This window comes from Corynebacterium pseudodiphtheriticum DSM 44287, from assembly GCF_000688415.1.
Taxonomy (GTDB): domain Bacteria; phylum Actinomycetota; class Actinomycetes; order Mycobacteriales; family Mycobacteriaceae; genus Corynebacterium; species Corynebacterium pseudodiphtheriticum.
The window spans coordinates 197681-219089 of the sequence record NZ_JIAH01000005.1; the positions used below are offsets into that span (position 1 = coordinate 197681).

A 21409-nucleotide genomic window follows, 5' to 3' on the forward strand; every position below is an offset into this window, starting at 1 on the left:
ACAGTGTATAAGGTGCACCCTATGGTGAATTTGCAGCCTCAGTCCCGTGAGCCAGAGTTGTCGACTAAGAATGCCACTAAGGCGAACAGCGTTTCACCAAGGGCTGATGGCGCGAAAGGGAAGAATTTGCAGGAGCAGAGTGTGACAAGCCCGTCCCCGAAAAAATCCCAACGCCCGCAACAGCCGGAATCTGTGCGTTTTTATACGCGGCTGTGGGCGTTCGTACTGGTTGTGGAGTTTGTCCACCAAGTTCTCAATATCGCGCTGGCGCTGTGGGATCCTTCCGAACTGCAAGCCCAGGCTGCTAGCAGTATCGAAGAAAGCGGCCAAGCAATTAGTGAGAGTTTGCTGAACTTTGGTGTTTATGGCTCGATCGTATTGATGGGGCTGATCTCCGTACTGCTGCTTGGACTACTGGCAACGATGCTGTATTTGCTTAATAAGCAACATAAGCGGGCAGGTTTGGCACGGCGGATGCTGTTTTTCTTTGGCCTATATTTCACGTTCCGCCTGGTTGTGATTTTTGGGTCTTCTGGCAACCCGTTGTCCGAAATTCCGGAAGTTTTCTACATTATTGACGGCAATCTGCAGGTTCTTGTTGGTGTTGCTGCTGTCCTTACTCTCATATTCGGAGGCCGAAATGAGACGCTGGACTACACCGGGGAGCTAGAACGTATGCGCCAGATGGAGCAAGAGCTACGCGCTGAGCAGGAACGGCGCGCGCAAAAGAAAAAAGAGAAGCAAGCTAAGAAGCAGGCGGAGCGCGAGGCCCGAAATTCCGGGAAAAGCGAAGATGCCCAAAAAGCGCAGAAGACCTCGCAGGACGCAGAGCGCTAAAGAAAAAATGCTGGTGGAAGTTCCTGCATGACAGCCTAGGGACGCTGCTAGGCCGGTTTCGTTCTAGGTTGCGACCTCGTGGATAATGGGAGCTATGACGCGTCGGAATTTAAACAATTCGCCTTTCCTTGATGCCGCCTTTGGGCGGACCCCAAGCCGCACTCCGGTGTGGTTTATGCGCCAGGCTGGCCGTAGCCTTCCTGAGTACCGGAAGTTGCGCGAGGGCACGAGCATGTTGGACGCGTGCTTTCAGCCTGAGATGCTCGCTGAAATTACAATGCAGCCTGTGCGGCGCCACGATGTCGACGCCGCGATTTTGTTTTCAGACATTGTGATCCCGTTGAAAGCAGCGGGTGTTGATGTCGAAATTGTTCCGGGGCGGGGGCCGGTGATGGCGCAGCCTGTGCGTACGCCTCAGGACGTGCGCGATCTACCGGTGCTGGACGACGACATTTCGGAGGTATCCGAGGGAATCGAGATAATTCTGGATGAACTGACGGATTCGCAGGCGCTGATTGGTTTTATTGGTGCGCCGTTTACTTTGGCTAGTTACCTCGTGGAAGGTGGGCCGTCGAAAAACCATGAGCGTACAAAATCGTTGATGCATTCTGATCCAAACACCTGGCATTTGCTGATGGAGAAAATCACCCCTACGGTGACGCGATTTTTGCAGACGCAGATTACGGCGGGAATTGATGCCATGCAGCTGTTTGACTCCTGGGCTGGGTATCTCACAGAGCGTGATTACCGCCTATTTGTGTTGCCGTATTCGCAGCGCATTCTGGAATCGGTGCGAGGTGAGATCCCCCGTATTCATTTCGGTGTTGGCACGGGTGAGTTGCTGGGTGCCATGAGTCAGGCAGGTTCTGAGGTTATGGGTGTGGATTGGCGCGTGCCGCTGGATAGTGCAGCTGAGCGAATTTGCCAGGCCGCGGGGCCACGTGTGTTGCAGGGCAACTTGGACCCAGCGATTTTGTTTAGCGGCGAGCAGGCGATGGCCCGCGAGATTACCCGTATTAAAGGGGAAGCTGCGGCTGCGGTTTCCGCTGGTAATGCCACGGGACACATTTTCAACTTGGGGCATGGCGTGCTACCTAACACAGTCCCGGAAGACATTACGAAGGCTGTGGAACTTATTCATGAAACTGGTACTGGGGCAGTTGCTGCGCCAGGAACTCGTTGAAAGAGCATGGGCGCCGGAACTCGCGCGCCTAAAGCTATTTAGACGGCTACCGCCGTCGCCTTCACAACCTGACTAATTCGGAGTATTTTTCTCATGACTCGTTGCGCAATTATTGGAGCCGGACTCGCCGGTTTGACTGCTGCTTATCAGCTGCGCCAGGAGCTGCCCTTTGCACAAATTGATGTGTGGGAAGGTGCGGAGCGCATTGGCGGTAAGTTGCACACGGTGCCCTTTGACGGTGGCCCGGTTGATATGGGGGCGGAAGCGTTTTTAGCCCGGCGGGATGATGCGCGTGAGTTTTTTGCAGAGTTGGGCCTTGCTGACGAGATTGTTTATCCCTCTGCTTTGCGCCCGTTGCTGTATTCCCAGGAGACCACTCATGCGTTGCCAACCGCCGGGGTGATGGGGATTCCGGCAACAGGGCAGGCTGTGGCGGGTCTTGTGAGTCCAGAAACGGTTAAGTCCATTGATGCGGAAGCGCAACGAGAGTCAATTGCCTGGGAGCTGGGTGGGGATCAAAGCCTGGGATTATTGGTGCGTGATCGTTATGGGGATGAAGTCGTCGATCGTTGTGTTTCTGCGTTGTTGGGTGGGGTGTATTCCTGTGCTGCGGATGATTTGGGGGTTCGTGCCACGGTTCCGGCTTTAGCGAATGCTTTAGATGAGTTGGTGCGCGAGGGCAGGCCGGTCACGCTGAGTGCTGCTGTTGCCAAGGTTCTTGCTGCGGGTGAAAAAGCCGCATCGCCGCAGACTTCTAGTGGGGCGAAGCCCGCCCCGGTTTTCGGCACTTTCCGCAACGGGTATGCCACTTTGTATGAGCGGTTGGCGCAGGCTTCTGATGCTGAGATCTACCTGGAAACTTTTGTGACTGGAATTGCGGAGGTCCCGAGTTCGGAGGTCCCGAGTTCGGAAGGTGCAAGCCATTCGGGGGCTACTAGCTCCGACCAGATGGGCTCCGACGCTCAGCAATCTGACTCTGCTACTTTGCAGTCGGCACCTGCCGCAGCTTCCAGGTATCGGCTGCTTGGCCTGGGCGTGGATGAAACTCTTTACGACGCCGTCTTGGTTGCGGCTCCAGCTCCGATGGCAGCGCGGATCTTGAAATCCTTACCTGGTCCTACCGCGAAGGCGGCGGAGATCATGAGCTCCATCAAGTTGGCAAGTTCTGCTGTTGTCGGTTTGCGTTTTGCTTCGGATGTGGATCCAGAAGGTAATGCGCTTCCGGAAAATTCTGGGATTCTTGTCGCTGCTGATCAACCCGGGGTGACGGCGAAAGCGTTTACATTGTCATCTCGGAAGTGGCCACATTTGGCGGAGCGAGGCACGATAGTGCGCGCCAGCTTTGGTCGTTTTGGTGATGACACGATCACGCGGGCGCCGGAAGATGAACTCGTGGATTATGCTCTTGATGATCTCGCCGCACTCACTGGTTTCGACGGTCGTGCGGCTGGTGTTGAAGAGATTTATACGCAGCGTTGGTTTGGTGGGTTGCCGCGTTATGATCACACCCATACAGAAACTGTGCAGCGTGCGGAAGAAGTGCTTGCCGACGTAGACCGCATCGCCGTGACTGGAGCGTGGGCTGGTGGCGTTGGCGTCCCGGCGGTGATTGAGCATGCGCGCAAGGCAGCGCAAAATCTTGCTCGTCAGTTGTAGGAACTCGCAGGTTCTAGAGGGGGCACCACCTCTAGGCCTGAATTCTCGTAGATGACAGACCCCGTAAGCTAGGGGTTATGACTCAGGACAATTCACATACAGCTGTAGATTCCTCGACGGTAGAAACCACAAGTGTAGAAACCACAAGGCATTCTGCTTCCGGTGCCTCTACAGGTAACGGGGCTGACGTTGATGCCAGTTCCGGTGCTACATTGCCTTCGGCACGCTCGGAAGAGTGGTTTCGTCGCGCTGTGAATATCACCCCGGGTGGTGTGAACTCTCCAGCTCGTACCTTTGATTCGGTTGGAGGCACTGCGCGGTTTATTGCTCATGGCAAGGGCTCTCGTTTGTTTGACGTTGACGGAAACGAGTATGTCGATTTGCTGTGTTCTTATGGACCAGGAATTCACGGTAATGCGCATCCGGAGATTGTTGCGGCGGTAGCTCGTGCCGCGGAGAAGGGGGTAGGTTTCGGCACACCGACCACGGGTGAGGTGGAACTGGCTGAGTTGATTGCGCAGCGCACTGCCGTGGACAAGGTCCGCCTGGTTAATTCGGGTACTGAGGCCACGATGACTGCGGTTCGCCTGGCACGCGGTTATACGGGGAAGAGCAAGATCATCAAGTTCCAGGGCTGTTACCACGGGCATGTCGATGCTCTGCTGGCTTCCGCAGGTTCGGGTGTATTGACGTCGTCAAGCCCGGATTCTCCTGGTGTGACTAAGGCACAGGCCTCGGAAACCATCGTCGTCCCGTATAACGATTTGGAGGCTGTGCGCCAGGCGTTTGCCGAGAATCAGGGGGAGGTTGCTGCGGTGATCGCGGAAGCAGCCGCCGGGAATATGGGAACTGTCGCCCCGGAGGATGGGTTCAACCAGGCGTTGAAGCACCTTGCGCACGATAACGGTGCTTTGCTGATCCTCGATGAGGTCATGACTGGGTTCCGTACTTCGTATCAGGGGTGGTACGGCATTGATGGTGTGGCTGGTGATTTGGTGACCTTCGGCAAGGTCATTTCGGGAGGGTTGCCCGCCGCTGCTTTCGGCGGCCGTGCTGACATCATGGCTCACCTGGCGCCAGAAGGCCCCGTTTATCAGGCTGGAACCTTGTCTGGTAATCCGGTTGCTGTTGCCGCGGGCACCAAGTCGTTGCAGCTTGCCGACGAATCCCTATACCAGCGCATCGGCGCGCACGCGGATACTCTTAGCGAGATGATTTCGCGTGCATTGCAGGCGGAAGGCGTTGCCCACAATATTCAGCGTGCCGGCACCATGTTGTCCGTTCGTTTTGCTGAGGGGCCGGGGCGCAACTTCGCTGATATGCAAGCTGCCGATACGTTCCGTTTCGGTCCGTTTTTCCATGCTTTGCTGGATAACGGGGTAGTAGTTCCACCTTCGGCTTTTGAGACCTGGTTTGTGCACGACGCTTTGGGCGATGCAGACTTTGAAATTCTCGAAAAAGCGCTCGCACCGGCGGCGAAGGCTGCAGCTGCTGCACAGCCGATGAATTAATGGTTGCGGTTTAGTCTCCGCGCACCGACCACGCCTCGACTGGGATTCTGGGATTCTGAGACTCTGGGGTTCTGGGGTTCTGGGGTTTTGAGGTTCAGGGATTGCGAGCGTGCTCTAGTCGCTCGCGTCCAGCCAACAGTGAACCTGCGCTAGGCTGGACGCTATTCGAAATGCCATTTCGTGCAGCTGACGAATCCTAATGTCAGGAAAAGGAGAATTGCCCCATGCTGAATATCTCATCCAGTGATCACTCTGCAGCCAACCAAGCGAAACAAGCCAACCCAGCCAACCAATCGCATGAAACCAAGAAATCCGGTGGTACTGGTTCGGAGGTTCCGGTGACTATCGTGCACCTGGTACGGCATGGGGAAGTTTTTAACCCGGGCAAGATTCTTTATGGCCGGATTCCTGGTTATCATTTGTCTTCCCGGGGCCACTCTATGGCTGCCCGCACTGCGCAATCTTTCGCAGGTCATGATGTGGCTTATCTGGCGGCATCACCGTTGCTTCGGGCGCAGCAGACAGCGCAACCAATCTCTAAAGTCACAGGCCTAGACGTTGAGGAATGCCCACAGGTTATCGAATCGGGTAATGATTTCGAAGGTCTGCGCACGAAGGGCTTGCGTTCGCAGTTGTGGAACCCAAAACGCTGGCTGCAGATGTATAACCCTCTGGAGCCATCTTGGGGCGAGCCGTTTGTGGATATTGCTGATCGTATGATGGCAGCAGTGCACGATATCCGCGATAAAGCCGAAGGCCACGAGGGTATTGTGGTTTCTCACCAGTTGCCGATCGTCATGGTGCAACGCACGGTGCGCGGCCAGGCGTTGGCACATGCCCCATGGAATCGCGAGTGTGCGCTGGCGTCGGTAACCAGCTTGGTATTTAGCGGAAAGGATATTATTGATATCCGCTATTCCACGCCGGCTCGGGAAATATAATTTCCATACCAAGGTGAACCATCTGGGGTTTGGTGTCCAGGTCTCAACTTGGCTCAGCTGTCATGTTGGGTGATACTAGGGGCACTATGATTACGACTTTTGGACCATCCCGGCGTTCCCGTACCGTCGCGTCTCTTGTGCTGGCAGGTGTAATGTCGTTGACTTTGGCGGCATGTGCGTCGGAAGAAGCCAATAAGAATGCTGTTTCCGACGTGGGCGGTACTTTCGAGTTCCATACTCCGGGTGGGCAAACGGAAATTTTCTATGACGAATCTGAGCGTCGTCCGATTGCGAATCTACGCGGTCCGTCTTTGATGAACGAAGATGAGACCTTGTCTCTTGATGATTTTGCTGGAGAGGTCGTCGTTCTGAACTCGTGGGGCCAGTGGTGTGCTCCCTGTCGCGCGGAGGTAGACGATTTGCAGCGTGCTCATGAGGAGCTCAGTGAATCGGGCGGCACCGTGTTGGGCATTAACGTCCGGGACTACAATCAAACGATCTCACAGGATTTCGTTAAAGATAACGGCGTGGAGTACCCGTCGATTTATGATCCGCCGTTCCGTTCCGCGGCTGCGTTGGGTGGTATTCCGACTTCTGTGGTGCCGACGACGATCATCCTGGATAAACAGCACCGCCCAGCTGCGGTTTTCTTGCGGGAGGTTACCGATCAGGACATTCTTGATGCGGCATTACCGCTTCTCGACGAAAGTTAAACGCTGGTAGTGTCTGTCGTGCCTGTAGCCTCTATGGATTTTATGAACCCATCAAACCTGTCGAACCTATCGAACCTATTCAATTCGGAGTTCTCGCGTGCAGCGTTGTCGGAACAAGCAGCGAGCGCCGGTTTTATCGCAAGTGCGAGTGTCAGTGCTAGTACTAGCAGTACCGCGGTGTCCTCGGTTGCTGCTGCGTCGGCGTCTGCGTCATCATTCGCAGACGCCGCGGCAAGTGGCCCGCTTGTCCTAGGTTTTCTTGCCGCCGCGTTGGCCGGACTCGTGTCTTTTGCTTCCCCGTGTGTCGTTCCGTTGGTGCCCGGCTACATTTCTTACCTTGCGGGTGTTGCGGGTGGCTCGGTGGAGCTGGATGATCGTTATGGTGTCCGCGTCGCCAAGCGTCGCCAGTGGGCAGTGGTTGGGGCTTCGTTGCTTTTTATTGCCGGTTTTACCACGGTCTTTCTCCTGGCAACCGTCTCTGTTTTTGGGGCCTTGAGTGCCATTAACGCCAATGCCGAAACCCTGCAACGGGTTGGTGGTGTCGTCACGATCCTGATGGGTGTCGTGTTTTTGGGTGGCGTGAGGTTCCTGCAGCGTGACACCCGTGTGGAACCGAAAAAATGGAGTACCTGGGTGGGTGCTCCGCTGCTGGGGGGCGTGTTTGCGCTGGGCTGGACTCCGTGTTTGGGGCCGACTCTTGCAGCGATCATTTCGATTTCGGCCGGTACTGAAGGCAGTACCGCGGCCCGGGGTGTGCTCATGATCATCGGTTATTGCCTGGGTCTGGGGCTGCCGTTTGTGCTGTTTGCGCTGGGTTCGGCCAAGGCCATGCGCTCTATTGACTGGTTGCGGAAGAATTCCCGCATTATCCAGACCATCGGAGGCGTACTCATGATCCTTGTTGGGCTTGCCCTGGCAACGGGTGTATGGGCGGAGTTCATTAACTATATTCGGCAGTGGACTTTTGATTATGGAACGACTCTGATTTAGCCTGCCGCCCCAGGCCCATCACCCCAGTTCTATCACCCTAGCCACCCAACCCGCTGACTATTCCCGCGATTTTCCTTAAGGAGCTCACCGTGGACAACACCGCGCGCAAATCCTGGTTGCCTTGGCGATTGTTGAAGCGAGCCTGGCGTTGGTTAACCAGTATGCGTACGGCGTTGGTGTTGTTGTTCCTGCTGGCCATCGCCGCGGTGCCGGGTGCGCTGTTGCCACAGCGTTCGTTGAATGAGGAAAACGTCAACGAGTACATCGCAAATAACGGTAAGCTCGCCGAGGTTTATGATTCGTTGCAGCTTTTCGACGTCTTTCAGTCCTCGTGGTTTATCGCGATTTTCACGTTGCTGGCGGCCTCGTTGGTTGGCTGTATTATCCCGCGTAGTTGGGATCACTATAAGGCGTGGCGTGCGCGCCCGACTCGAGCCCCGCGTTTCTTGCACCGGATGCCGCATCACCACACGGGCACCTTGGACAAGTCGCTTGCCGACGCCCGTGCGGAGACGTTAAGGCTGCTGCGCCGCTGGCGGATCTCGGAATTTAGCGCCGATGAGGACCGCGCCGGGAGACCGTCTATTTCTGCGGAGCGCGGTTATGGGCGTGAATTGGCGAATTTGTTATTCCACATCGCGTTGGTTGCCATTTTGGTGACGGTGGCTGCAGGGCGCATGGTCTATTACGAGGGCCAGGTCATTATTGTTACTGAGTCTGGTAGTTATGACCACGCGGCGGAGCTGGATCAGTCCACTGAATTCTGTAATACTTCCGTCTCAAGCTATGACTCTTTCCGCGCCGGGCCGCTTTTCGACGGCACGGGCCTGAACCCATTCTGTTTCATTGCCCATAATTTTCAGGCAGATTATCTGCCTAGTGGGCAGGCGGAGATGTTCAGTTCTGATATTTCCTATGCCCTGGGCGACGAGATTTTCTCGGACCCGGAGACGTGGGACGACTATCAGTTGCGGGTGAATGATCCGTTGCGTATTGATGGCGATCGCGTGTATTTGCAAGGTCACGGTTTCGCTCCGACGTTTACCGTGAAGTGGCCTAATGGGGAAACCCGGACCCAGACTTGGCAGTTCCGGCCGGATGATTTGGTGAACTTCTTGTCTTCCGGTGCGATGCGTTTCGATCCTCCCGCCGGCATGTATCCCGATCTGTATGAGCGCCGACAGAATCAGATTGCGCTGCAGGGGCTGTTCGCGCCGACGGCTGATTGGCAAGGTGAAAACGGTGAGCTATTGACTTCGGCTTTCCCAGAGATGCGTGATCCTGCGGTCGCGATTGATGTTTACCGGGGTGATGCCGGATTGGATACGGGTATCGCACAATCGATTTTTGACCTGGACCAAACGCTGATTCATAGCGGCCAATTGCAGAAGTTGGAGCGCGTGAACTTGGAAGTAGGCGAGTCCATCACCCTGGACGATGGTACAGAGTTGACTTTCGACGGTGCTTCGGAGTTTGCGAACTACCAGATCGCGCATGATCCGTTCCAGCGGTGGGTGTTGCTGTCGACGATCGTGATGTTGTTGTCGTTGGTGGGTTCGCTGGTGATTAAGCGCCGCCGTATTTGGGTGCGGTTTACGGATAACGGCGATGGCACCACTGGTATCGAGATGGCTGGCTTGGCGCGCACGGACCGCGCCGGTTGGGGTGAAGAACTGGACAGGATGTACCGGGAGTTGTTTGCTTTGCCGGATCCGGATGATGTGGAAGAAGACGATTTGTATGCGCGGGATTAAGTCATCTGGCTGCTAAGCCAGATCGGTTGGGCCAGATCGGTTGGGCCAGATCGGCTAGGTCAGATCGGCTAAGCCGGTGGTGCTCGGTTTGGTGGGACACCGCCTGGTGGTTCAGGCTTAGGTATTTATCATCCGAAAGGATTATGTCCAACCTATCGTTAGTTGAGGTGGGGACTCGTTCTGCTGTAGTTTGAAAAGGCCATGTTTCCTGCAACATCCGCTGGTGTTCGCCCGGAAACGTCGAAATCACGATAGGAAATTGTGAATTAATGCTTGCTGATCAAACGCTGTCCAACTTCTCGGACTTGATGTTCCGGACGACGTTCGTTATTTATGCGATTGCCCTGGTTGTGGCCCTGGTGTTTTATGTCAAGGTGCAAAGCGTGATCGACGCACATCGGCAACGCGAACACGTTGGGGCCGACGGTCGCGCTGCTGACGATAACCGCGATGCTGATGCAGGGGCCGGTGCTAAAACAGTCGGCAAATTGGAAGCTGGTGCCCGCAAGTGGTCAGGTATGGCGCAGACGCTGATCTGGCTGGGAATTATTGTTCATGCAGGGGCTGTGCTTACTCGTGGCTTGGCGAACAGCCGGTTCCCGTTCGGCAACATGTATGAGTATTCGCTCATGCTGACCTTGTTTACCATGGTTGTGGCGGCCGTCGTTATCGGCCAGCGGCAGGAATGGCGCGTGCTGTGGCCCTGGCTGCTGATTCCGGTCATCATCTTGATGTTCGTTGGCGGTTCACACCTATATGCAGAATCTGCCCCATTGGTTCCAGCGCTGCGTTCGTTCTGGTTGCCGATCCACGTGGGCATTGCCGTCTTAGGCGGTTCCATCGGCATGCTTTCGGGTGTCGCTTCGCTGTTGTACTTGTTGCGACGTTGGCAGCCAAAAGACGAGGAGAGTGACGGCATTGCCGGCGCGATCGTGAAACCACTGCCTAGCGCGAAAAAGCTTGACGGGCTGGCCTATAAGTCTGCGATTGTGACCTTGCCGGTCCTTGGCCTGGGAATCGTGCTCGGTGCGATTTGGGCAGAAGCCGCGTGGGGCAGGCCGTGGAACTGGGACCCGAAAGAAACCGTTTCCTTGATTTCCTGGATTTTGTACGCTGCCTACCTGCATGCCCGTGCCACAGCCGGGTGGCGTGCGATGCGGGCGGCTTGGATCAATATTATCGCGCTGGCCACCATGATCTTTAACTTCTTCTTTATCAACATGGTGGTGTCGGGCCTACATTCTTATGCTGGGCTGAACTAGGCTGCAACGTGTGCCCTGAGATGCGCGCGCTGCGGCGTGTGTCCGGGGCAGCTGTGTCCGGCAACTAGTGCTCGGCAAACAGTGTTCGGGGGAGCCCATGCCCGCGGCTATTTTCGGACTCTCCCCCCAACGGTGCCAACTTAAATGACGCGATACCGCCATGCTTAATGTCGGCGGTATCGGCTGAAGTAGGTTTTACTGGTCGTCGGGTTTCGCGTCGTTTTTCTTATTATTTGGGTAACGCGAGTCGTTTGTTGGGTCTGATCCAGTTGCATCGCCCGAGGGGGTTGTGTCGCCGGGGAGATTTGTATCGGGAGCATCATTTGTTTGGGATGCTCCCTTGGCCTCGCCTTGGCTACGAGGTTGCCGCTGTTGATGCTCGTGGCGTTGCTGTCGCTCTTGTTCTTGACGGCGACGTTCTTTAAACCGATTCTTTTCGATATTCCACAGGAACTCTTCGTCATCGTCTGGCCCTTTAATCGCTGGGCGTTCAGCAGTTTTCATCTGGCGATTTTGATTCCAGGATGCTGGACCAAAAGCCTTCCACACCAAGACTGCAGCCAGGATTATTAGCGCTAACAAGATCAGCTTTCCCATACTGATCATTTTACGGCACGATCGGTGCGTTTTAGGATGAATCTTGTGACTAATCAACCAGACAGTAATGGTGCACGAACCCGTATCCCGAATGGGGTGGATCGGGAAGGCGCACAAGGCGCAGAAGGCTCGGGTCCGTCCAGCAATAGCCCGCGTGCCACCGATAGTGCTAACCCAGCCTCGCGTGATGAATCCCAACACAGTTTTGCACCTGCTGAAGAACCCCAACTGGACCCGCAAACTCGCAAGCAGGCAACCCGTGCGATGCTGAAATACGGGGCTGCCCGCTTGGGGCTGTTTTTGGGGCTGACCATCGTGATTCAGGCGCTAGCAGTACTCATCGGAGCCCAAGTTCCATTAGTTGTGTCTGCACTTCTGGCGCTGTTGGTGGCGCTGCCGCTGTCGATGCTGATCTTTAAAAAACTTCGCATCGAAACCACCGAGGCCGTCGCTAAGCTGGCGCAGCAGCGCAAAGCCCGCAAAGAATGGGTCAACCGGGAACTAGCTGGCCGTTAGCAACCTGCCGTCACGTTAACTACCGAAAATCCCGGCCACCACGGCCATGACCGGCAGGGAAGCAAACGTCGTCAAGAAAACGGTATCGCGGGTAACAGTGAGACCTTTTTGGTAGGTCGCGGCGTAGTTGTACACGTTTTGTGCCGTCGGCAAGCAGGCTAAGATCACGGCGACGTAGAGGTGGTCGCTGCTTAGCCCCAGTGCCAGGCCAGCCAACCACGCGAATACCGGCATGAGCACGAGCTTCATGACAGTGGAGGTGATGACGGCGGGGCGGTCTGCTGGGTCGTCGAGGAGATGGATTGAGGTCAGAGAAGCGCCAAAACTGATCAAAATCATCGGGATGGATGCGCCACCAATAATCGACATCGGCTCCATCACAACCTCCGGGATTTCCCACCCAGCCACCGCAACAATCATGCCTGCAATTCCCGCGAGCACCAGCGGAGACAAAAACCCGGAACGGATGCCATCAACAATCTTCGCACCTCGGGTGCGCCCGTGCCCGTCGTTGAGCGCAGCCAGAATAAACGGGGTGAAAAACACCATCTGCAGCATCAAGATCGAAATTACCCAGGTGGCTTCACCTACCACGTAGATGCTCACCGGCAGCCCGATATTCACGGAGTTGAAATAAAACGATGAGGCCGCGCCCATGGTGGTCGTCGGCAAGTCTTTCGGGAAAAACAGGCGGGAGGCGATGATATAGCTTGCGCCGGTGAGCAGGCTGGCGACAACGACGGCGGCAAGTACCGGGGAAAAGAGCGTGCCCGGATTGGATTTCGCGAGCGAGGTAAACAGCAGGCAGGGTGTGGCGGCGTAAAAGGCAGTTTTGTTCAGGACCAGCCGTTGGGAATCGTTGCCGATGACACCGGATTTGGATAGAGCAAAGCCCACGGCGATGATTGACAAGATGATGGTAAAAGCAGTGATCACACCTGCCATATATGCCCTCCTATGGGCTTTTTGAGGCTTCTTGGGCCTTTCTTAGGCTTGACGACGACTACTGACTCCGGTGTCGGTCAAGACCAGAACTAATCCTGACTTACGCTCAACCTAGGCCAACGGAATCTAGGCTAGCGCAATCTAGGCCAATGCCAGGGCGATAAACATGAGCCCGGACCACAAGGCCATCGCGCGCCCAGTCAGTGCCAACACGGTGACCAGTTGCCCACCGCGTGCCCCCGAATTTACTCGGTGCAGGGCTTTCAGTGTCCAGTAACCGGAAACAAACGCGATCCAGGTGGCCGGGAATGCCAAGATGCCGACAAGAAACGTTACGACGTATGGGATGGCAAGCAAAACGGTATATAGCTTGCGGGAGGCTGAGTCGCCCAGGATCACCGCCAGGGTGCGTTTGCCTGCTGGCTTGTCGGTGGCGATATCGCGGATGTTGTTGGTTAAGTTCACCGCGGACGACATCGCGCCGACGGAAATAGCCAAACCCATACCGACTTCAGAGATGGCACCGGCTTGGGTGTATTCGGTACCCAACACGGCGATGAGGCCAAAGAAAATGAAGATCGCGACCTCGCCCAGGCCCTTATAGCCATACGGGTTTTTCCCTCCGGTATAAAACCAGGCCCCGGCCAAGCACACCGCACCTACAAGGATCAGCCACCAGGCAGAAAGTAGCGCCAGGATCAGACCTGCCACACCTGCGACGCCGAAGGAGATGAAAGCAGCCTTTTTCACGTCTGCAGGCCGGGCAAGCTTGCTGGCGGTGAGCCGGGTGGGGCCGGTGCGTTCGTCGTCGGTGCCACGGATGCCGTCCGAATAATCGTTCGCGTAATTGACCCCGATGACCAAAGCCCAGGAGACGATCAGGGCTAATAAGAATGGAAAGAATTTCCCGGAATTTTGGTACAGCGCTGCGCCTGTTCCGGCCAGAACCGGAGCGAACGCATTCGGCCACGTATGCGGTCGTGCCGCCTGGATCCAATCGCGGGTAGTGGCCGAATATGTTGTAGCGCTCATGCATTCATTGTGCGCTACATTGCATGTCATTAACAAACACCAAATGACATTGATGGAATTCGGTGCTGCGGGGGTCAGCAGGTTTTCGTCATGGCTTGACTGAAGCATTCGTGAGGCTTAGCCAGGAACAGAACTAGTTGAAGGTTGCGACCTAGAGTGGGGGTATGACGCATCCACACAATCCGAAGTCGAAAACCCAAGACCACCCATCCCAAGATCACCCAACCCAAGACCAGCCAGCACCCGTCGGGCCATTAAATCTATTCCCGATTGGGCTGGGGTGCACCGGCATGACCCCGCATTCCTATTCGGACTCACCCCGCCGCCAGGAAATGATCCAGGTGTTGCGCACCGCTGCCGAGCTTGGCGTGGAATTCTTCGACACCTCTGAGATCCAGGGTCCGTACACCGGTGAACAGCTGCTTGGCGATGCCTTCGCCCGCGCCCACACGCCACCTGCGGTCTCTGCAGGTTCTTCTGCGCAGCCCCCAACGATTGCCACGAAGTTCGGTTGGAATATCGACAACGGCGAACCCACCGGCGAGCTTAATTCCCGTCCGGAAACCATTCGCCGTGTCGCCCAGGAATCCGCCCGCCGTTTGGGCGTCGAGCGCCTGGACCTTTTTATGCAGCACCGCGTCGACCCGGAGGTGCCCATCGAAGAGGTCGCAGGCACCGTTGGTGAGCTTGTCGACGAAGGCCTCGTCGCCCACTTCGGTTTGTGCGAGGCTTCGGCCACCACCATCGCCCGCGCCCACCGTGAATTCCCGGTTGCGGCGGTAGAAAGCGAATATTCCTTGTGGTCGCGAGGAGTAGAAGAATCCGTGTTGCCAACTTGCGCGGAGCTCGGAATCGGGTTTATCGCCTACAGCCCGCTGGCCAAGGGAATGTTGTCCGCCCAGCTCACTGAGCCCAATGCGGATTCCAACAGCCCACGCCTGCACCCGGACAATTTCGCGCAAAACCAGCGCAACGCAGCCCGGGTTGCGGAAATTGCGCACCGTTACGACGCAACGGCCGCCCAGATTGCCTTGGCGTGGTTGTTGGACCGCGGTGCGCGACACCCGGGCGGCATGCTGGTTTTGCCGGGCAGCATCAACCCGGCGCGCATTAAGGAGAACGTGGCGGCAGCCAACGTGACGCTTGCCGACGACGATCGTGCCGCGCTCGACAACCTCTTAGACACCCACCCTTTGGCGGGCGAGCGCTACGTCGACAAGCATCTGCGGTTTATTGACCGAGACTAGGGACAGTTCCCGTTGGCTAGTCGGTAGCTAGTCGGCAACCAACTAGACCCCGCGACTAGCTAGCCCCGTGGCTGGAATAGTTCGGCCACACCAGCCCGGTGGATTTTGCCCAGCGACGTCCGTGGCAGTTCGTCGACACGCAGCAGTTCTTTCGGTAGTTGCCAGCGGGGGAGCTCGTAGAGGGCATCGAAAATTTCTCCGACCTCGGCGCTACCTTCATAGGCTGCCATGATGGCTTGCCCGAAACGGCGATCATCCACGCCGACGACGCAGGCCTCTTTGACCCCGGGGACGGCCAAGAGCTCTTTTTCGATGATTTCCGGGTGTACCTTCAAACCACCGGTGATGATCACCGCATCGAGGCGCCCGCTGACCTCCAACCGGCCGTCGACAATGCGCCCGCCGTCGGAGGTGGCGAACCAGCCCGGCCAATCGGGGTGGGCGAAGGCTTCGTGGCCCGGCATATTGCGGTATCCGGCGGCGATGGTGGCGCCACCGAGCATGATACGGCCGGATTCCACGGCGACGGAGCTGCACGGTAAGGGGTGGCCGTCGTAGATGCAGCCCCCGGCGGTTTCGGCGCTGCCATAGGTGGCCACGAGGTGGATGCCCAGCTTGCGAGCCGATTCCGCCAACTGCGGGTTCAGTGCCGCCCCGCCGATCAAGATGGCGTCGAAGCGTCGTAAAGCAGTAATGCCCTCTAGGGTTTCTAGGGCTTTATCCAGCTGCATCGGGGTTAATGCGGTGTACATGGGTTCGCGGGCATCGGGGGTTTTTCCGCCCCGGGCGTGGTCTAAATATTCCGTGGCGGCGGCGAAAGCGGGAATGCGGAAACCCTGCGAAAGATCCAGGCACACCGGGTCCACCCCGGCGACCAGGCTGCGCACCAGAACCTGGATTCCGGCGATGTGATACGCAGGCAGGGCCAATAGCCAGTGCCCGGGGCCGCCCAGGACTTCGTGGGTGGCATCGGCGGAAGCCACCAGGTTGGCTGCGGTGAGCTGTGCGCCTTTGGGCGTGCCAGTGGAACCTGAGGTGGGCACCACTAGGGCAATAGCATCGTCGATTGGCTGGCCGACGCGTTGCGAGGAATACAGCAACTCAGTACGCGCCCGGTCGCCAGCGGGCACCGGAAGATAATGCGCTTGGCCTGCGATGGCGGCTTCCAAGTCGTCGAGGATCGCTGCGGGATCATCAAGCCGGACCGGAAGCGCGGTCAGCACCGGTTCGTGGGCGGGGGGAGGAACGGGCATTGGGCTTGGACTCGGTTGTCCTGCTGAGTCGGCCGCGCGTGAGCTACTTGCGCCTGCGCTACTCGCTCCTGAGCCCCTACCACTGGAGCCCTTATCACTGAGGTCCTTAATAGTAATAAGGAAACTCCTCCCAATTCGGGTCGCGCTTTTCCAAAAACGCTTCCTTACCTTCCACAGCCTCATCGGTCATGTATGCCAAGCGGGTGGCCTCGCCGGCGAAGACTTGTTGACCGGCCAGCCCGTCGTCGGCAAGATTGAAGGCGAACTTCAGCATGCGTTGCGCCGTCGGGGATTTGGAGTTGATCTCGCGGGCAGCCTGGATGGCTTCGGCCTCAAGCTCGGCGTGATCGGCGACGATATTGACCGCCCCCATCTTCATCATGTGGGTGGCATCGTAGGACCGGCCCAAGAAGAAGATCTCGCGCGCGTTTTTCTGGCCCACCATCTGTGCCAGATAGGCCGAACCATAACCGGCATCAAAGCTTCCGACGTCGGCGTCGGTCTGTTTAAAACGGGCATGTTGGCGCGAAGCGATCGTCAGGTCGCACACCACATGCAGCGAGTGCCCGCCACCAGCGGCCCAACCATTAACTACCGCGATGACTACCTTCGGCATCGTGCGGATCAGCCGCTGCACCTCCAGGATGTGCAAACGCCCACCCTCGACTTTCTCGCGGGCGGTATCCACGCCAGATTCGTCGGCACCGGCGACATCCGTGTCGTGGTTAGTGGCATAGCGGTACCCGGAACGACCACGAATGCGCTGGTCGCCACCGGAACAAAACGCCCACCCGCCATCTTTCGGCGACGGCCCATTACCGGTCAACAACACGGTGCCCACATCAGGGGTGCGGCGGGCGTGGTCGAGAGCGCGGTAAAGCTCGTCGACGGTGTGCGGGCGGAAGGCGTTGCGTACCTCTGGCCGGTCGAAGGCGATGCGCACGATTCCGTCGCGCCGGGTGTTGCCTACGTGACGGTGGTAGGTGATATCGGTCAACTCTTCGAAGCCTGTGACGGTGCGCCATTGGGTGGGATCGAAGGGGTTGGCCTCGGGGTTGGCCTCGGGGTTGACGTCGGCGGTGGTGTCGGGTGCTGTATTGGGGCTGGCCTCAGTTTTGTGCTCAGGTGTGGTAGTCATGGCCTTCAGTCTAGCTAGGCTTGGGGCATGAATTTTCCGAATAGTGGCGCTCGGTTGCCTCAGTCACCGCGCCCATCGAAGCAACCTCGCTCATCTCAGCCGTTTCTGGCTCCTCTGCCCCCTCTTGCAGACATTCTCGAGCGCGCCCACGTCGTTTCTTTGCCCATGGCGGTGAAATTCCGCGGCCTGCGCCACCGGGAAGTGGTGCTTATCGACGGCCCGGCCGGCTGGGGAGAATTCGCCCCGTTCGCTGATTACTCCGCCCGCGAGACCGCGCCCTGGCTGCGCTCTGGGTTGGAAGCTGCCTACCAGGGGTTTCCTTCCCCAAACCGTGACTATATCGAGGTCAATGCCACGGTCCCGGCGGTGGAGCCAGCCCAGGTTCCGGAGGTGCTTTCCCGCATGCCCGGCGCACGTTGCGTCAAGGTGAAGGTGGCTGAGCCTGGCAAGGATTTCCGGGATGCGCTTGCCGACGACATCGCCCGGGTGTCCGCGGTGCGTGAGGAGCTGTCCGGAATTCCGGGCACCCGCATCCGTGTGGACGCTAATGGTGCGTGGACGGTTGAGCAGGCTGTGGAAGCGGTATCAGCGTTGGCCCCGCTGGATTATGTGGAACAGCCGTGCGCCACGCCAGAGGAACTGGCGGAGGTTCGCACCCAGCTGATGCGCCGCGGGATTTTTGTTCGCGTCGCTGCCGATGAGAGCATCCGGCGGGTGGAGGATCCGTACCGGGTGGCGGATTTGCAGGCGGCGGATGTAGCCGTCGTCAAGGTGGCCCCGCTGGGTGGGGTGCGTCGGGTGTTGCAGCTGAGTGCGGATCTGCGCGCGCGCCATATGGATGTGACAATTGCCTCGGCTTTGGACAGCGCGGTGGGGATTAATGCCGGTTTGGCGGCGGTGGCGAGTTTGCCGAAGTTGAACGACGACGAGGACATCGATGTGGCTCCGGCACCGGCGGGCTTGGCGACGGGCTCGCTGTTTTTGGAGGATGTGGCCGCGCCGCGTTCGCTTGTCGACGGCATGCTGGCGACTGCCCCGGTGGCACCCGATGCTGACCGGCTGGCCGCTTTGGCAGCGGACGGTGCGACGCGCGACTGGTGGTTGGACCGGTTGCGTGCGGCCTATGCGCAATTGGAAGCGCACCGTGCCCGAGAAAATGGTGAAAGTTGGGCACCGCAGTAAAGGTCCGCCCCCGGCTAGACTGGAGGTTATGCCTTCTTCGGATCCTGCACACCTGCCACAAACCGACGCCTCTGACCAGCAGCAAACCATACAGGTCCCGACCTGCGTGAGCATCCATGATGCCCACCTGCACAATTTGCGCCATATTGACGTGACCATCCCGCACGGTCAGCTGGTGGCATTCACCGGTATTAGTGGCTCGGGTAAATCCTCGTTGGCGTTCGGCACTATCCATGGGGAAGGCCAGCGTAGTTACCTGGAATCGGTGGCTCCGTTTGCGCGCCGCTTGATCAGCCAGGCGACTGATCCGCAGGTCGGTTCCATTGAGGGGCTATCGCCGACGGTTGCGCTTCAGCAGCAGACCACGGCGCCTGGGGCGCGTTCGACGGTGGGCACGATTAGTTCTACATCGAATATTGTTCGTCTGTTGTATTCCCGGTGTGGTGATTACAGCGCACTGTCTGGCGCTACAACGTCTGGCAGCGCCCCATCCGACACCCCGATCACACGCTTGGCCTCAGATGCTTTCAGCCCGAATACTGCCGATGGCATGTGCCCGGAGTGCCGTGGAACGGGCACGAAGTTCGTCGCCACGGAAGCGTCGATGGTGCATGAGCCGGAGTTGTCGATCCGCGACGGCGCGATTACTGCATGGCCGGGCGCCTGGGCGGGGAAAAATTTCCGCGACATCCTGGAGGCCCTGGGCTATGACCTTGACCGCCCGTGGCAGGAACTTTCCGAGTCCGACCGCAACTGGATCCTGTTTACCCGCGAGCGCCCCGTCGTCGAGATTGTTCCGCACCGCGGTGCTGACCAAGTTCAGCGCACTTACCAGGGCACGTGGCGTAGCGTGGCCGAGTATTTGTATAAGACACTGCAGGAAACGGAATCGGATTCGTTGCGACGTCGCACGGAGTCTTTCCTGGAATCGCATACCTGCAGCAATTGCGGTGGCGCGGGTTTGCGGCCGCAGGCGCTGCAAGTGCGCTATTTGGATGTTCCGATTAATGAGCTGAATGCGTGGTCCTTGGACTTTCTGCACCAGGCGTTGTTGGACCGCCAGCAGGAGCTTGGCCAGCGTGCCGGCGCAAGCAACGCCGCCCGTGATGACCAACCCGACACTGCTGCGGCCCCGGCCACCCGTACTGCGCAGGATGATGCCGAGGCCTTGTTATTAACCCAGATTGTCCCTCCGCTGGCTGCTGCACTGGAGCTTGGCCTGGGGCACTTGAGTCTGGACCGAGCCGCAACCACATTGTCTGCCGGGGAGCTGCAGCGCTTGCGCCTGGCTTCCCAGTTGCACAGTTCCTTGTTTGGCGTGACCTATATTCTCGACGAACCCACCGCGGGTCTGCATCCGCAGGAACGCACGGCCGTGCTTACGGTGATCCGTCGCCTGTTGGCCGCGGGAAATAACGTTTTTGTCGTTGAGCATGACATGGATTTCGTGGCCCAGGCTGATTACCTCATCGACATCGGCCCTTATGCCGGTGACGGGGGAGGGACCGTGGTATTTGCGGGCAAGCCAAGTGAGCTTGCCGACGCTAATGGGCAGCTAGCGGAATCCCCAACTGCCCAGGCCTTGGCAAACCGACGTCTCGAGCTTGCCGACGCCCCGCGCGATGCTAACGGCCACTTGGTGCTGCGGGGAATCAACCACCGAAACCTGCGCGAGCTTGACCTGGAGCTCGGATTGGGCCAGTTCACCGCGGTGGCTGGGGTATCTGGTTCGGGTAAGTCGACGCTGGTGACAGATGTCGTCGGCAAGCGCGCAACGGAGCACCCGGACATTAGCCGTGTCGTCACGATAACGCAGAAACCCATTGGCCGTACTCCGCGTTCCACCCTGGCGACGTATACAGGAATGTTTGACCGCGTCCGCAGCATTTTCGCTGCCCAGGCGCGCCGGGATGGCAAGGATGCGAAGAAGTGGAATGCCTCGAAGTTTTCCTATAACACGAAAAAGGGCCAGTGTCCGGAGTGCTCAGGGGCTGGCCATATCGAGGTCGAGTTGGTGTTCTTACCTGGGACCTACACGTTGTGCCCGCGGTGTCAGGGCGGCCGGTTTAACGACGAGACACTGGAAGTGCGTTGGCACGGGCGCACCGTGGCTGATGTGTTGCAGTTGCGAGTTACCGAAGCGTTGGAGGTTTTCCGTGACCTTGCCGGCGGCGGTACTAAAGATCCCGACCATTCCCAGATCGCCCAGGTGGTGCGGGCTCTAGAGGTTTTGGATGAACTTGGCCTGGGCTACCTCCGCTTGGGGCAGGGTGCGCCGGAGTTGTCTGGTGGCGAGGCCCAGCGCATCAAGTTGGCGACGGAGCTGCAGCGGACGCAGAAGAAATCCAGTTTGTATTTGCTCGACGAGCCAACCATGGGGCTGCACCCGCACGATAGCGCGAAGTTGCTGGACAAGTTGGAAGCGCTTGCCGACGCCGGCGCCACCGTCGTTATGGTGGAGCACAATCTGCAGGCGCTGGCTCGTGTGGATCGTGTGATTGAGCTTGGCCCTGGGGCGGGAGCTGCTGGAGGTCGCATCCTAGCGCAGGCGAGCCCTAAGAAGTTGGCGGAAGAAGATACTGCTACGGGTCGGGAATTGGCCCGGCGGGTGGGGCCGTAAAATGTCTAGACTGGGCCCAAGCCTTGAGGAGG

Annotated in this window: 18 protein-coding genes; 13 read left to right on the plus strand and 5 right to left on the minus strand. The window is 58.0% G+C overall.

Annotated elements, in window-relative coordinates:
• The first annotated feature begins 141 nt into the window (after positions 1 to 141).
• From O146_RS10700 to ccsB, 9 genes are all read left to right on the plus strand, one after another.
• Positions 142 to 837 (plus strand): hypothetical protein, encoded by a 696-nt coding sequence (locus tag O146_RS10700; RefSeq protein ID WP_208853935.1) that lies wholly within the window; start codon positions 142 to 144, stop codon positions 835 to 837.
• Between the two features lie 85 nt (positions 838 to 922).
• Positions 923 to 2020: a uroporphyrinogen decarboxylase gene (gene hemE / locus O146_RS10705; RefSeq protein WP_051619193.1), complete on the plus strand. Its 1098-nt coding sequence runs from the start codon at positions 923 to 925 to the stop codon at positions 2018 to 2020.
• Positions 2021 to 2113: 93 nt separating this feature from the next.
• On the plus strand, positions 2114 to 3676 hold the full coding sequence (locus O146_RS0101530; protein WP_027017492.1) for a protoporphyrinogen oxidase: 1563 nt from the start codon (positions 2114 to 2116) through the stop codon (positions 3674 to 3676).
• Positions 3677 to 3753: 77 nt separating this feature from the next.
• Entirely contained in the window at positions 3754 to 5187 is a 1434-nt protein-coding gene (gene hemL / locus O146_RS0101535; protein WP_244266785.1) for a glutamate-1-semialdehyde 2,1-aminomutase, read from the plus strand.
• 224 nt (positions 5188 to 5411) lie between these two features.
• A complete protein-coding gene (locus O146_RS0101540) occupies positions 5412 to 6128 on the plus strand; it encodes a histidine phosphatase family protein (protein ID WP_238632389.1) in 717 nt (238 codons plus the stop codon).
• Positions 6129 to 6214: 86 nt separating this feature from the next.
• A complete protein-coding gene (locus O146_RS0101545; protein WP_023018908.1) occupies positions 6215 to 6841 on the plus strand; it encodes a TlpA family protein disulfide reductase in 627 nt (208 codons plus the stop codon).
• 42 nt (positions 6842 to 6883) lie between these two features.
• Positions 6884 to 7831, plus strand: a complete 948-nt coding sequence (locus tag O146_RS0101550) for a cytochrome c biogenesis CcdA family protein (RefSeq protein WP_244266786.1) — start codon at positions 6884 to 6886, stop codon at positions 7829 to 7831.
• A 161-nt stretch (positions 7832 to 7992) separates the two neighbouring features.
• On the plus strand, positions 7993 to 9585 hold the full coding sequence (locus O146_RS0101555; protein WP_051619221.1) for a cytochrome c biogenesis protein ResB: 1593 nt from the start codon (positions 7993 to 7995) through the stop codon (positions 9583 to 9585).
• Positions 9586 to 9854: 269 nt separating this feature from the next.
• Positions 9855 to 10847 (plus strand): c-type cytochrome biogenesis protein CcsB, encoded by a 993-nt coding sequence (gene ccsB, locus O146_RS0101560; RefSeq protein WP_027017497.1) that lies wholly within the window; start codon positions 9855 to 9857, stop codon positions 10845 to 10847.
• A 195-nt stretch (positions 10848 to 11042) separates the two neighbouring features.
• Here ccsB and O146_RS12935 read toward each other — a convergent pair whose 3' ends face one another.
• The gene (locus O146_RS12935; RefSeq protein ID WP_244266787.1) at positions 11043 to 11444 is read right to left on the minus strand and encodes a hypothetical protein; all 402 of its coding nucleotides are present in this window, start codon (positions 11442 to 11444) and stop codon (positions 11043 to 11045) included.
• A gap of 45 nt (positions 11445 to 11489) precedes the next feature.
• Here O146_RS12935 and O146_RS13145 point away from each other — a divergent pair, with 45 nt between their 5' ends.
• Positions 11490 to 11960 carry a DUF4229 domain-containing protein gene (locus O146_RS13145; RefSeq protein ID WP_336314000.1) on the plus strand — a complete coding sequence of 157 codons (471 nt, stop codon included), beginning with the start codon at positions 11490 to 11492 and terminating at the stop codon, positions 11958 to 11960.
• A 15-nt stretch (positions 11961 to 11975) separates the two neighbouring features.
• On the opposite strand, the gene O146_RS0101575 is transcribed toward O146_RS13145, so the two are convergent.
• Both O146_RS0101575 and O146_RS0101580 read right to left on the minus strand, forming a co-directional pair.
• Complete coding sequence (locus O146_RS0101575; protein ID WP_027017499.1) at positions 11976 to 12905, minus strand: AEC family transporter; 930 nt, start codon at positions 12903 to 12905, stop codon at positions 11976 to 11978.
• Positions 12906 to 13046: 141 nt separating this feature from the next.
• A complete protein-coding gene (locus O146_RS0101580; RefSeq protein ID WP_027017500.1) occupies positions 13047 to 13937 on the minus strand; it encodes a 1,4-dihydroxy-2-naphthoate polyprenyltransferase in 891 nt (296 codons plus the stop codon).
• A 164-nt stretch (positions 13938 to 14101) separates the two neighbouring features.
• On the opposite strand from O146_RS0101580, the gene O146_RS10715 reads away from it, so the two are divergent.
• Positions 14102 to 15184, plus strand: coding sequence for an aldo/keto reductase (locus O146_RS10715; RefSeq protein ID WP_238632789.1), 1083 nt, complete (start codon positions 14102 to 14104; stop codon positions 15182 to 15184).
• Between the two features lie 59 nt (positions 15185 to 15243).
• Here O146_RS10715 and menE read toward each other — a convergent pair whose 3' ends face one another.
• Together menE and O146_RS0101595 are read right to left on the minus strand one after the other, a co-directional pair.
• Entirely contained in the window at positions 15244 to 16437 is a 1194-nt protein-coding gene (menE, locus tag O146_RS0101590; protein ID WP_035000465.1) for an o-succinylbenzoate--CoA ligase, read from the minus strand.
• A 106-nt stretch (positions 16438 to 16543) separates the two neighbouring features.
• Positions 16544 to 17575, minus strand: coding sequence for a 1,4-dihydroxy-2-naphthoyl-CoA synthase (locus tag O146_RS0101595; RefSeq protein ID WP_027017502.1), 1032 nt, complete (start codon positions 17573 to 17575; stop codon positions 16544 to 16546).
• Between the two features lie 27 nt (positions 17576 to 17602).
• On the opposite strand from O146_RS0101595, the gene O146_RS10720 reads away from it, so the two are divergent.
• Both O146_RS10720 and O146_RS0101605 read left to right on the plus strand, forming a co-directional pair.
• Positions 17603 to 18757: an o-succinylbenzoate synthase gene (locus tag O146_RS10720; protein WP_208853936.1), complete on the plus strand. Its 1155-nt coding sequence runs from the start codon at positions 17603 to 17605 to the stop codon at positions 18755 to 18757.
• Between the two features lie 28 nt (positions 18758 to 18785).
• Complete coding sequence (locus O146_RS0101605) at positions 18786 to 21377, plus strand: ATP-binding cassette domain-containing protein (protein ID WP_244266788.1); 2592 nt, start codon at positions 18786 to 18788, stop codon at positions 21375 to 21377.
• Positions 21378 to 21409: the final 32 nt, after the last annotated feature.